The organism is Amycolatopsis sp. cmx-4-83, from assembly GCF_046548815.1.
In the GTDB taxonomy this organism is placed as follows: Bacteria; Actinomycetota; Actinomycetes; order Mycobacteriales; family Pseudonocardiaceae; genus Amycolatopsis; species Amycolatopsis pretoriensis_A.
Genome location: NZ_JAEBEF010000009.1, coordinates 18260 through 29639 on the forward strand (window position 1 = coordinate 18260; position 11380 = coordinate 29639).

Sequence of the window (11380 nt, forward strand, 5' to 3'; positions counted from 1 at the left end):
AGCCGGTCTCGACGGATGCCTCCCGTGTCCGCTGCGACCGGCTCGTCGCATGTGGAGGGCCCGAGTGTCCACACTCGCCGGCTGGTGACTTTCCCACCGAACCGCCGGTACGCTCGTCACGGCCGGTAGCCGTCCGGTCGCGAGCTGGCATTTTTAACCTGGTACTTACCTGGTGCGGAGTATTCCCGCCGCGGTGACGGCAAAGTGGTGCCCGAATGGTGCAACCGATTCGTCAAGCAGAATGTTTAACTGAGCTTCTGGGGAATCGTGAGTGCGGAGGCACCCGTGATCAGAGTGCTGGTTGCCGAGGACATGCACATCGTGCGGGGCGCACTGGTCGCCCTGCTGCGGCTGGAGCCCGACATCGAGGTCGTCGCGGAGGTCGCCTCCGGGCTGGAGATCCTGCCCACCGCCAGGGCCAAGCAGGCGCAGGTGGCGGTCATCGACATCGACCTGCCGGGCAAGGACGGGCTCACGGCGGCCGGTGAGCTGCACGAACAGCTGCCGGAGTGCCGGACGCTCATCCTGACCAGCCTGGGCAGACCGGGGACGCTCCGGCGCGCGCTGGACGCCAAGGTGGGCGGGTTCCTGCTGAAGGACGCACCGCCCGACAAGCTGGCCAACGCCGTCCGCGGGGTCCTCGCGGGCCGCCGCATGGTCGACGGGGACCTGGCGCTGGCGGCCTGGGACACGGTGGACTGCCCGCTCACCGGCCGCGAGCTGGACGTGCTGCGGATGACCGCGCAAGGCTACGGAACCGTCGAAGTCGCCGCGCGCCTGTACCTGTCCGCCGGCACGGTCCGCAACTACCTGACGACCGTCGTCGCGAAGCTCAACGCCCGCAACCGGGTCGACGCCATCCGCATCGCCGAGGAGTCCGGCTGGCTCTGAGTCGCGGAATACTGGTCTGGACCATAAAGGTACAGACCAGTATTCCCGTGGTTCAGACCGGTACGACCGCGCGCAACCGGAAGCGGCCGTCCGGCTCGACCCCGGCGGTGAGTTCGCCGCCGAGGTCGGCCACCCGGTGCGACAGGTTGCCGATCCCGCTGCCCGGCGAGGTGTCCCGCGACGCGACGACGACGTCCGGGCGCCGCGGTGCGGGCACCACCGGCTCTTCCCCGGCCGCGTCCGGCGCTTGAGGACGGTCGGGGCGGGTCCCGTTCCCGGTGCGCTCGACGCCGTCGTTGACGATGTCGAGGCAGATCCCGTTGTCCGTGCGGCGCATGGCGATCTCGCAGCTCTCGACCCGGCTGTGCCGCAGCACGTTCGTGACGCCTTCGCGCAGGACGACGGCGAGCACCGTCCGCACCGGCATCGGCAGGTCGTCCTCGAGCATCTCCATCCGCACCCGGACGTCGGCGGCCACCAGCACGGACTTCGCGGTGCGGGACTCACTGTCGAGGGACAGTTCGCGGTAGCCGCTGGCGACCGACCGGACGTCGGAAAGGGCTTGCCGCGTCAGGCCGAGCACTTCGGTCAGCTCCTCGGCGGCGCGGTCGCGGTCCAGCGGCAGCACCCGCGCGGTCAGCTCGCTCTTCAGCGCGATCGCCGACAGGCTCATGCCGAGCAGGTCGTGCAGGTCGCGGGCGAACCGCAGCCGTTCCTCGGCCAGCGCCATCTCGGCCAGCCGGCGCCGGGTGCTGTCGAGCTCGGCGACCAGCCGCACCAGCCACAGCAGCCCGAACACGGCCAGCCCGGTCATCACGGTCGCGGCGGTGTAGTAGACCGTCGAGATGACGTCCGCGCCGGAGAACCGCTGGATCTCGGCGTAGACGGCGATGTTCACCGCGAAGAACGCCCAGCCCGCCACCGGCGGCAGGACCAGCAGCCCGCTGCCGATCAGCAGCCCGGGCACGCTGACCCAGTTCGCGCCCAGCGGCAGCAGCGGCAGGTAGGTCAGGCAGATCTGGACGAACAGCATGCCGTAGCTCTGCCCCGACCGCAGTTGCGTCGACGGCCGGTTGAAGTACGAGAACTGCAGGGCCAGCAGCGCCAGCACGCAGCCGACCACCAGCGTCACCTGCCACGCCTGGGTGGTCAGCTGGAGCACGTGCACGGTCGCGCCGCACCCCATGATGGCCATGCACGCCGGCAGCAGCCAGCGGATCCGCTTCGACTCGCTCGTGCCCTGCCGCTCGGTCTCGCGGTCGGCGGAGCCCACCGTCCGGTCGGCCACCGGGAGGTCGACGCGCAGCCGGAAGCGGCCGTCCGCGCCGGCCTTCACGGTCGCGGTGCCGCCGAGCGCGGCGACCTCGTCGGGCAGGGCGGTCAGCTTGCTGTCCGGGGCGAGCGCCACGTCGTCCGCCGTCACCCCGTCGTTGACGATCTCGAGGGTGACCTTGCCGTCGTGGTGCCGGACGTCGATCTCGCAGTGCTCGACTTCGCTGTAGCGCAGGACGTTCGTGACACCTTCGCGCAGCACCCGCGCGAGCAGCGTGCGGGCCTGCACGGGCAGGTCGCCCTGGTCCAGGTGGATCTGCACGGCGATGTCGGAGGCCGACAGCAGCGTCTCGGCCGTCCGGGACTCCTTCTCCAGCGACAGCTCCCGGTAACCGTGGGAGACGGCCCGGACGTCGGAGAGGGTGCGCTGCGCGGTGGCGGTGATCTCGGCGAGCTCGGCCTTGGCGCGCTCGGTGGACTTGCGCATCAGCCGGTGCACCAGCTCGCCCCGGAGCGCGATCGCGGACAGGCTTAGCCCGAGCAGGTCGTGCAGGTCTCGGGCGAAGGCCAGCCGCTGCTCGGCGACCGCGCGCTGGGCCAGTTCGGTGCGGGCCTGGTGCAGTTCGTTGACCAGCCGGACGAGCCGGGCCAGCAGGTAGAACAGGAAGCAGTAGAAGGCGGCCGCGAGCCCGTTGTAGATGGCGGACAGCGGCTCGGCGTCGAAGATCCAGTAGACGAAGACGACGCTGAGGCAGACCGTGACGAGCGTGGGCCACGCCCACCGGGGCGGCAGCACGAGCAGCGCCGCGCCGCCGACGAAGTCCGGCATGTCCGCCCAGTAGACGCCGAAGGTCAGGATGGGGAGGTAGGCCAGGACGACGACGACGGCGAGCAGGACCCGGCTGGTCGCCGAGTCGAGCTGGGCGCTCGGCCGGCTGAACCACAGCAGCTGGATCGCGAGCAGGCCGGCGACGGCGGCGATCGCGTACACGGCGTGCCAGCCGTCGACCGACGTCGGCAGCAGGTTCACCACGCCGACCACACCGAACCCGGCGACCACGACGACGACGATCGCCGCCGCCAGGTAGGTGGCCAGCCGTGGCCGCCGGTCCGCCGCGGTCGTGCCGCGGGGCTCGGCGGTCGCTGAGCGCCCGGTGGGCGGCTCGAGTGCGGCGACCGGAGACATCAGTGCGGGCCCCCCGGAGTCTGCGCGGCGGCCGGTCCGCTCGGGAGGCCGGAACCTGGACGCGGTGTGCATGGCGTGCGGTAGATCCTAACTCACGGGAGCGCGCCGAAAAGGGTGCGAAAGCGCGCGGAACGGGCCCGGTGGCCCCTTCGGACACCGGGAATCGGAGGTGACGGCCAGGTCAGCGGCCGTCCGGTGCGGGCGGGAACCCGAACGCGTGTGCGAGCAGGCCGAGGAAGTCGAGGCGGGGCACGGCGACCGACCCGGTGTGCAGCACCGAACCCTGCGCCAGCCGGAAGAAGCTCAGCCCGGACTCGTCGTCGTCCCACGAGTCGCTGCCCGCGGCACCGGGGATGTGGCGGGTCGCCGGGAAGTCGTCGGTGAACCGGGTGCCCGCGGCCGAGAACGCGGCGACGTCCCAGCCGAGGTGCCGCCGGTACTGCTCGACCTTGGCGTAGGGCGCGCGGGAGACCAGCACCAGCCGCAGGCCCGGGTCGTCCAGCGCCGCCGCGACGTCGGCGGCGGGCAGCAGGTCGGCGGGTCCGCTGTGGTCGGCCATCGGGTGGTGCACGGCCAGGCGCTGGTGACCGCCGAACAGCCCGGCCAGCGAAACGCGGCCCCGCGAACCTTCGAACAGGTACTCGGCCCCGGCGACTACGCGGGGGCGGTCCAGCTCCGGCACGGTCAGCTCCGTCATGACTCGTCCTCCCTGGCTTGGTCCCACAGCGGATTGTGAGCCGGTGCCGGGGCACGAGCCCAGCGTTCGGCCCGTGAACCGCAACCTAGGAGACGCGGGCGGCGTGTCGCTGCCGGTGGGGCCCGACGTGCCGGTCCGGGCGGGCGACCCTAGGCTCGGCCCATGGCACGCTATTTCGACCTGCACCCGGAGAACCCGCAGAAGCGGTCGCTGGGCCAGGTCGTCGAGATCCTCCGCGGCGACGGGCTGATCGCCTACCCGACCGACTCGTGCTTCGCGCTCGGCTGCCGGCCGGGCAACCGGGACGGGCTCGACCGGATCCGCAGCATCCGCAAGCTGGACCACCGGCACCACTTCACGCTGGTCTGCCAGGACTTCGCCCAGCTGGGCCAGTTCGTCATCGTCGACAACGCGGTGTTCCGCGCGATCAAGGCGGCGACGCCGGGCAGCTACACGTTCATCCTGCCCGCCACCAAGGAGGTGCCGCGGCGGCTGATGCACGAGAAGAAGAAGACGGTCGGCGTGCGCATCCCCGACCACCGCGTCACCCAGGCGCTGCTGGCCGAGCTCGGCGAACCGCTGCTGTCGAGCACGCTGCTGCTGCCCGGCGAGGGCGAGCCGATGACGCAGGGCTGGGAGATCAAGGAAGAGCTGGACAACGTCCTGGAAGCGGTCCTGGACTCGGGCGACTGCGGCGTGGAGCCGACGACGGTCGTGGACTTCTCCTCGGGGGAGGCGGAGATCCTGCGCGTCGGCGCGGGCGACCCGGCCCCCTTCGAGTGACGCCCGGCTGAGCCTTGCGCGGCCGGGTCGTGAGTGAGGAACAGTGTTCTAACCCTGTTTCCCACTCACGACCGGCGGCGGTCAGCTCTCCAGCAGCTCCAGCCATTCGGCCGTGTGCCGTCCGGTGAACGCCAGGTCCAGGTCCTCGGCGAAGCGGCGGCCGGTCACCAGCAGGCAGAAGTCCTCCGCCGGGCCGCTCACGCGGTCGGTCGCGTTCTCCGGGCCGAAGTCCCAGCGCGCTCCCGATGGGGCCACCAGCTCGAAGCGGAACGGCTTCGCCGGTGGCGTCTCCTGGTGGCGCCGGTAGGCGCGGTCCCTGGTCCGGACGCCGTAGTAGGCGACGTGGCCGATGGAGTCGTCGCGCTGGGGCTGGACGCCGAACAGGTCGGCGATGTCCTGGCCGCCGGCGAAGACCTCGGTCAGCACGGCCGCGGCCAGGACCGACGGGCGCAACGGACCGTCGCTCCACGGCAGCTCCGGCTCCGGTGGTGCCGAAGCCAGCAGGGCGTTGGCCTTCCGCTGCTCGATCAGCCAGACCAGGATCGCCTCGTCGAGCGAGTCGTAGGAGATCTGCGGCGTGACGCCGAACGCGCCGGGGTTCTCCACGCTGAGCCGGACCAGCCGGGCGGTCGACGTCAGCCGGGCGAAGTGCCCGGTGATGTTCGGGCCGGGACCGTACCCGTGGCGCTCGGCCAGTTCGGCCAGCGCCTCCGTCTCGGTCTGCAGGTCCGTGAACACGTCGGCCATCGGTGCCACCCTCCTGGGTCCGGGACTGCCCGGATCCAGGCTGGCAGCCGGGCGCGTGGGGGCTCCACTCCGCGGTTGCGACGTCGGCCTCGGCTATGTTCGAGGCGCACGGACGAAGGGAGCGGGCGTGAAGTACCTGCTGGCGATGTACCTGAACCCCGACGTGATGGCGGGCCTGTCCGAGGCCGAGATGGACACCATCATGACCGGGCACCAGGATTTCATCCGCACGATCAGGGAATCCGGCGAGATGATCAGCACGCAGGCGCTCGGCGCGGTCGCCGACAGCTCCGTCGTGCGGGTGCGCTCGGGCCTGCCGGCGGTCACGGACGGGCCGTTCGTGGAGTCCAAGGAGTTCCTGGCCGGGTACTACCTCGTGGAGTGCGCGAGCAAGGACCGCGCGGTCGAGCTCGCGGCGATGATCCCGGACGCCGCGATCGAGGGCCTCGGCATCGAGGTGCGCGAAGTCGTCTTCTTCGCCGACGCCGAAACCGAAGTCCCCATGGCGTGACCGGCGTCGCCGAGGTCCTGCGGCCGCTGGTGCCGCAGGTGCTGGGCGTGCTCGTCCGCCGCTACGGCCAGTTCGACGCCTGCGAGGACGCCGTCCAGGAGGCCCTGCTCGCGGCGAGCGAGCAGTGGCCGGCCGAGGGGGTGCCGGACAACCCGCGCAGCTGGCTCGTCACGGTCGCGACCCGGCGGCTCACCGATCTCTGGCGCAGCGAAAGCGCCCGGCGGCGCCGGGAAGAGACGGTCGCCGTGCGCGAGCCCGCCGCGGTCGTCGCAGGCCCCGGCGAAGAGCGGGCCGCCGACTCCGACGACACGCTGACGCTGCTGTTCCTCTGCTGCCACCCCGCGGTTTCGCCGCCTTCGCAAGTGGCACTGACGCTGCGTGCGGTCGGCGGCTTGACGACGGCGCAGATCGCGAGCGCGTTCCTGGTGCCCGAGGCGACCATGACGCGCCGCATCACCCGCGCGAAGGAGAGCATCGCGGCGGCCGGCTCGACGTTCGGCGAACCTTCGCCCGCCGACTTCCCGGAGCGGCTGCGCGTGGTGCTCCAGGTGCTGTACCTGATCTTCAACGAGGGCTACACGGCGACGTCGGGGGAGAACCTGCTGCGCGTCGAGCTGGCGGCGGAGGCGATCCGGCTGACGCGCGCGGTGCGCGAGCTGGTCCCGGGCGAGGGCGAAGTGGCCGGGCTGCTGGCGCTGATGCTGCTGACGGACGCGCGGCGGGCGGCGCGCACCGGCCCGGACGGCGAGCTGGTCCCGCTGCCGGAGCAGGACCGCACCCGCTGGGACGCGGCGATGATCGCCGAAGGCGTCGAGCTGGTGCGTGCCGTGCTCGGCCGCGGCCCGATCGGGCCGTACCAGGTGCAGGCGGCGATCGCGGCGCTGCACGACGAAGCGCCGAGCACGGGAACGACGGACTGGCCGCAGATCGTCGAGCTGTACGGCGTGCTGGGCGAGCTCATGCCGGGCCCGGTGGTGGCGGTGAACCGGGCGGTCGCCGTCGCGCAGGTTTCGGGCCCGGAGGCGGGCTTGGCGCTGCTGGACGGGGTCGACGTCGCCCACCGGTCCGACGCGGTGCGCGCGCACCTGCTGGAAGAAGCGGGCCGCGCGGCGGAAGCGCGGGAGTGCTACCTCAGGGCGGCGAACCGGACCGGGAGCGGCCCGGAACGCCGTTACCTGCGGGCGAAAGCGGACCGGCTCGGCTCGGAGTCCTGACCGGACTCCGAGCCGGCGGGTCAGCGGACCACGATGCCGGACGCCGGCTCCGGGGCCGCCGGGACGTGGAACAGCTGGGCGAACAGCTCGAGGTCCGACAGCTCGCCCTCGATCGCGATCTTGCCCGAGCGCAGCGCGGTGGGCGCGGTGAGCTGGCCGCTCATCAGGTCCAGCAGCGCCGCGCCGTGCACGGCCTTGATGACCAGGTCGGCACCGGCGAACCGGCCCTCGCCGACCTTGACCGCGCCGTCCTCGACCAAGGCGTGCACGATCATGCGGTCGTCGTAGCGGATCTCGAAGTTGATCTGGACGCCTTCCGCGCACTCGGCGCGGAACGTGGTGTACAGCGACAGGATCGCCGCGTCCAAGGTGAACACGTCGTCGGCGCCGGGGGCGTGCAGCGAGCGGGCGCCCCACAGGCCGAGGTCGAGCAGGATGTGGTCGAGCTCGCTGCCGTACTGGGTCAGCTCGTAGACCAGGCCCGCCTCCAGCTCGGCGCGGACGCGGCGGCGGATCACGCCGGTCGCCTCCAGCTCGTTCAGCCGGGCCGACAGGATGGACGGCGGGATCTTCGGCAGGCCGGCCTGCAGCTCGTCGTAGCGCTTCGCGCCGAGCACCAGATCGCGGATGATCAGCAGCGACCAGCGCTCGCCGATGAGTTCGAGCGCGCGGGCGACGCCGCAGAACTGGCCGTAGGCACGGGTGGGTGCAGTGGGCATCGAACGTTCCTCACTTCTTTCTCGGGCGATCCGACGGTTCGGCGGGTGCCGGGGAAGTCTGGGCGGATCAGCGGTGGTCGCCTTCGGAGATCAGCTCCCGGTGCAGCGTCTGCAGGTCGTCGCACGGTTCGACGCCCAGCTCCCCGGCCAGCCGGGACCGGAGTCTGCGGTAGACGGACATCGCGTCGGACCGCCGTCCGCTGCGCCCGAGCGCGCGCATCAGCTGCCCGTGCAGGGCTTCGTCGAGCGGGCTGCCCGTGGTCAGCGAACGCAGTTCGCCGATCAGCTCGCGGTGCCGCCCGCCGATGATCTCGGCTTCGATCCTCAGGTGCAGCACGCTGCGCCGCTGCTCCAGCAGTTCGGTCCGGTACGCGGACAACACCGGTCCACAGTGGACGTTCGCGAACGGCGTGCCGGACCACAGGTCCAGCGCCGCGCGGTAGGCGTCCGCGGCGGCCGAGTGGTCGCCGGCGTCCTGGTGCTCGTGACCGATCTGCTGCAGCCGGGTGAAGTCGTACGTGTCCACCTGGGCCGGGTCGATGTGGAACGTGTAACCGGATTGCTTGGTGGTCAACATCTTTTCACCGTCCCCCGCGAGCTTGTTCTGGTCGATGCACCGGCGGAGGTGGTAGACGTAGGTGTGCAGGGTGGTCCGGACCGTCCGCGGCGGGTTGTCCGACCAAAGCTCCCGGATCAGGGTGTCGATGTGTACCATCTTCCCCGGTCGCATCACGAGCACGGCCAGCAGCGCCAGCACCTTCGGCGTCGTCGGGGCGTAGTCGGTTCCCTCACGCAGCACTTCCAGCGGCCCCAGCACGGTGAAGCGGACGCCACCGGGGTCCGGCTCGTCGGTTCGCCGCTGTTCGGAGTACATGGCAGGCCTCCAGCATCATCAAAGCGTCCTCGTGCTCCCCAGGTCGTGCCGCGCGGCTCGGTGGACGGCCGAATTCCGGGCTTCTATCCGAATGTGACAGAGCCGGGCCGCCGCGGCCAGTGAGCCGCCCACCAGACTCCTCGTGCGTTAACCCCGCCCCCGCATGCGTTTCGCACGGTCCGGGTGTGCGTTGCGCATCCTCGGCCATCTGGCCGAACCAGGGGCCCGGCCCGTCCAGGGGGTCCCCGGAACGGACCAGACGGGACTCCCGGCGGACCGCGGACGATCAAGACGGCGGGTGTTGCGCACGCCCGGCCCGGGTGTTGCGCACGCCACACCCGGGTGGAATCCCCGCACCCGGGTGGGTGTCACGCGTCCGGGTTGGACGGACATCGGGATTCCTCAATCGCTCGTCGATCGATCTGCGAGATGTGGCGTCTTCCCTGGCTACAAGAGAACCAGGAGAACTGCCATCAGGGGAATTCGAGGTTTGGACTGATGATGTTGCGCTCTATAGCTGCTGTCGGGAACGACGGCGAGTTCGGTGAACCGCGCCGCGAGCCGGCGCTCGAGCGAGTGGAAAAGTCGGTCCGGCCCGCCGTCCTGCAAGCCATCTCTTCGATCCAGGAACGGTACTTCGAGCCGATCACGCTCGCGGAGCTGGCGTCGGAGGTGTTCGTCAGCCGGTTCCACTTCTCGCGGATGTTCGCCGAGGCCACCGGCGTCACGCCCGGCCGGTTCCTCACCGCCGTGCGCCTGTTCGAGGCGAAACGGCTGCTGCTGACGACGTCGCTGAACGTCTCGGACATCGTGTGCAGCGTCGGCTACAGCAGCGTCGGCACCTTCACCAGCCGGTTCTCGCGGGCGGTCGGGATGACCCCGACGCAGTACCGCGAGCCGCAGGTGGCCGAGCTGCTCGTCGCGATCTCGTCGACGTTCCAGCGGCTCCCGCCGCTGCGGACGCTGCGCGCGGCCGGCCGCAGCTGCGCCTCGCTGCAGACCGGCTCCGGCGTGCTGTCGCTGCAGCTGGACATGCCGCGCGGCTCGGCGCCGGCGGACACGCTGGTCGGGCTGTTCGCCGACCCGGTGCCCCAGTGCGGCCCGGTCGCCTTCGGCGGCATGGCCAACATGACCTCCGGCGACCTGACCATCCACGGCGTCCCGGCCGGGCGGTGGACGGCGATCGCGGTCGCCCAGCACCAGCCGGGCAACGCCGGGCCGCGCTTCTCGATCGGCTACTCGCCGGTGCAGGTGGCCCCGCACGGCCAGTCCACCGGCCGGGTCGGGCTGCGCGCTCCCGCGTCGACCGATGCGCCGATCGCGATCACGCTGGCGTCGAAGCAGTCGCCGTTCACCCAGCGGATGCTCGCCGCCCAGCGGCCGCACCTGCGCGCTGTCGCCTGATCCCCTTCGAACCTTAAGGACGACTACGACGATGTCCACTGTCATCGGAGTGCTCCGCAAGCGGGTGCTCGCTCCTTCGCTCGCCTCGGTCGGGTTCGCCGACCGCGGCTTCCCGGTCACCCACACCGACGCGACGGCCCGGCTGGAGGCGGTGCCGCAGGCGGTGGTGTGCGGGTTCGAGTGGGCCATCGAAGGGGCTTCGCTGTGGGAGATCGAGCGGCGCCTCGCGCTGATCGAGCCCGAGCAGCGCGGCTTCGCCTACGAAGGCGCCACGATGGGCTACACGATCCTCGACGCGATGCCCGGCGGCGGCCGCAACCGCACGCGCGAGCTGCTCGAAGGACCGGGCCGCCCGCACATCTTCCTGACCTACATCGGAATCGGCTTCGCGATGGCGCGGCTGCCGCGTCCACTGTGGAAGAACATCCTGCCCGAGCTGAGCGGGGTGGCTTACCACCCGGTGATGAGCTGGCTCGCCGTCGACGGCTTCGGCTTCGACCGCGCCTACTTCGACACCGAAAAGTGGGTCGGCGAGCAGGCCGAGCCACAGCCCTACCCGTGGGCGGGGCGCCCGGAGTACTTCGCGCGCGCCTTCGACCAGGGCGTCGGCCGGGCGCTGTGGTTCATCAACGGCGGCAACCCCGAAGCCGCGGCCGCCGCGGTCGGGCGGTTCGCCGAGGGGCGCCGGGCGGACCTGTGGAGCGGGGTCGGGCTCGCTGCGACCTTCGCCGGCGGGGCCGACCAGGCCGGGCTCGGCAAGCTGCGGCGGCTGGCCGGGGAGCACTACGACGAGCTCGCGCTCGGCGTGGTGTTCGCCGTCAAGGCCCGCACCTACTCCGGCTACGTCCCGGCCCACACGCACCTCGCGGCCGGCGTGCTCACCGACCTGTCGGTGCAGGGCGCGCAGAACCTCGCGGACCGCACCGAGCGGGCCGACGGCGACGACGGGCCGGAACCCGCATACGAGCTGTGGCGGCAGCGGATCCGCGACGAATTCGACGTCGCCGCGAAGCGTCGCGCGAGCTGACGCGGATTCCGCACTCGCGGAGAGGCCAGACTCGCCACGCAAATGTGGAGTAGAG

At 71.5% G+C, this 11380-nt stretch carries 11 protein-coding genes; 6 read left to right on the plus strand and 5 right to left on the minus strand.

The features are described 5' to 3' along the window. The first annotated feature begins 285 nt into the window (after positions 1 to 285). The gene (locus ACLJQM_RS27325; RefSeq protein WP_247020228.1) at positions 286 to 891 is read left to right on the plus strand and encodes a DNA-binding response regulator; all 606 of its coding nucleotides are present in this window, start codon (positions 286 to 288) and stop codon (positions 889 to 891) included. 52 nt (positions 892 to 943) lie between these two features. Here ACLJQM_RS27325 and ACLJQM_RS27330 read toward each other — a convergent pair whose 3' ends face one another. After that, on the minus strand, positions 944 to 3349 hold the full coding sequence (locus ACLJQM_RS27330) for a sensor histidine kinase (protein WP_410633270.1): 2406 nt from the start codon (positions 3347 to 3349) through the stop codon (positions 944 to 946). Between the two features lie 181 nt (positions 3350 to 3530). Continuing rightward, the gene (locus ACLJQM_RS27335; RefSeq protein ID WP_247020232.1) at positions 3531 to 4046 is read right to left on the minus strand and encodes a DUF899 family protein; all 516 of its coding nucleotides are present in this window, start codon (positions 4044 to 4046) and stop codon (positions 3531 to 3533) included. A gap of 162 nt (positions 4047 to 4208) precedes the next feature. On the opposite strand from ACLJQM_RS27335, the gene ACLJQM_RS27340 reads away from it, so the two are divergent. Then, the gene (locus ACLJQM_RS27340) at positions 4209 to 4829 is read left to right on the plus strand and encodes an L-threonylcarbamoyladenylate synthase (protein WP_247020234.1); all 621 of its coding nucleotides are present in this window, start codon (positions 4209 to 4211) and stop codon (positions 4827 to 4829) included. Between the two features lie 81 nt (positions 4830 to 4910). On the opposite strand, the gene ACLJQM_RS27345 is transcribed toward ACLJQM_RS27340, so the two are convergent. Next, positions 4911 to 5576 (minus strand): maleylpyruvate isomerase family mycothiol-dependent enzyme, encoded by a 666-nt coding sequence (locus ACLJQM_RS27345; RefSeq protein ID WP_247020236.1) that lies wholly within the window; start codon positions 5574 to 5576, stop codon positions 4911 to 4913. Positions 5577 to 5703: 127 nt separating this feature from the next. On the opposite strand from ACLJQM_RS27345, the gene ACLJQM_RS27350 reads away from it, so the two are divergent. Both ACLJQM_RS27350 and ACLJQM_RS27355 read left to right on the plus strand, forming a co-directional pair. Next, on the plus strand, positions 5704 to 6087 hold the full coding sequence (locus ACLJQM_RS27350) for a YciI family protein (protein WP_247020238.1): 384 nt from the start codon (positions 5704 to 5706) through the stop codon (positions 6085 to 6087). Beyond that, positions 6084 to 7301 carry an RNA polymerase sigma factor gene (locus tag ACLJQM_RS27355; RefSeq protein WP_410633271.1) on the plus strand — a complete coding sequence of 406 codons (1218 nt, stop codon included), beginning with the start codon at positions 6084 to 6086 and terminating at the stop codon, positions 7299 to 7301. The genes ACLJQM_RS27350 and ACLJQM_RS27355 overlap by 4 nt, the downstream gene beginning before the upstream one ends. A gap of 20 nt (positions 7302 to 7321) precedes the next feature. Here the strand turns inward: ACLJQM_RS27355 and ACLJQM_RS27360 are convergent, their stop codons facing one another. Both ACLJQM_RS27360 and ACLJQM_RS27365 read right to left on the minus strand, forming a co-directional pair. Next, positions 7322 to 8020, minus strand: coding sequence for a winged helix-turn-helix transcriptional regulator (locus ACLJQM_RS27360; RefSeq protein ID WP_247020242.1), 699 nt, complete (start codon positions 8018 to 8020; stop codon positions 7322 to 7324). Positions 8021 to 8087: 67 nt separating this feature from the next. Continuing rightward, positions 8088 to 8894 (minus strand): AfsR/SARP family transcriptional regulator, encoded by an 807-nt coding sequence (locus ACLJQM_RS27365; RefSeq protein ID WP_247020244.1) that lies wholly within the window; start codon positions 8892 to 8894, stop codon positions 8088 to 8090. A gap of 498 nt (positions 8895 to 9392) precedes the next feature. Here ACLJQM_RS27365 and ACLJQM_RS27370 point away from each other — a divergent pair, with 498 nt between their 5' ends. Both ACLJQM_RS27370 and ACLJQM_RS27375 read left to right on the plus strand, forming a co-directional pair. Beyond that, positions 9393 to 10298: a helix-turn-helix transcriptional regulator gene (locus ACLJQM_RS27370; RefSeq protein ID WP_247020246.1), complete on the plus strand. Its 906-nt coding sequence runs from the start codon at positions 9393 to 9395 to the stop codon at positions 10296 to 10298. A 31-nt stretch (positions 10299 to 10329) separates the two neighbouring features. Then, entirely contained in the window at positions 10330 to 11325 is a 996-nt protein-coding gene (locus tag ACLJQM_RS27375) for a DUF1702 family protein (RefSeq protein WP_410633272.1), read from the plus strand. Positions 11326 to 11380: the final 55 nt, after the last annotated feature.

What these genes read in the sequence shown, in the direction of transcription:
- ACLJQM_RS27330 (WP_410633270.1), bottom strand. Translation starts at nt 3,349, where the DNA reads ATGTCTCCGGTCGCCGCACTCGAGCCGCCCACCGGGCGCTCAGCGACC.
- ACLJQM_RS27335 (WP_247020232.1), bottom strand. Translation starts at nt 4,046, where the DNA reads ATGACGGAGCTGACCGTGCCGGAGCTGGACCGCCCCCGCGTAGTCGCC.
- ACLJQM_RS27340 (WP_247020234.1), top strand. Translation starts at nt 4,209, where the DNA reads ATGGCACGCTATTTCGACCTGCACCCGGAGAACCCGCAGAAGCGGTCG.
- ACLJQM_RS27345 (WP_247020236.1), bottom strand. Translation starts at nt 5,576, where the DNA reads ATGGCCGACGTGTTCACGGACCTGCAGACCGAGACGGAGGCGCTGGCC.
- ACLJQM_RS27360 (WP_247020242.1), bottom strand. Translation starts at nt 8,020, where the DNA reads ATGCCCACTGCACCCACCCGTGCCTACGGCCAGTTCTGCGGCGTCGCC.
- ACLJQM_RS27365 (WP_247020244.1), bottom strand. Translation starts at nt 8,894, where the DNA reads ATGTACTCCGAACAGCGGCGAACCGACGAGCCGGACCCCGGTGGCGTC.
- ACLJQM_RS27370 (WP_247020246.1), top strand. Translation starts at nt 9,393, where the DNA reads ATGATGTTGCGCTCTATAGCTGCTGTCGGGAACGACGGCGAGTTCGGT.
- ACLJQM_RS27375 (WP_410633272.1), top strand. Translation starts at nt 10,330, where the DNA reads ATGTCCACTGTCATCGGAGTGCTCCGCAAGCGGGTGCTCGCTCCTTCG.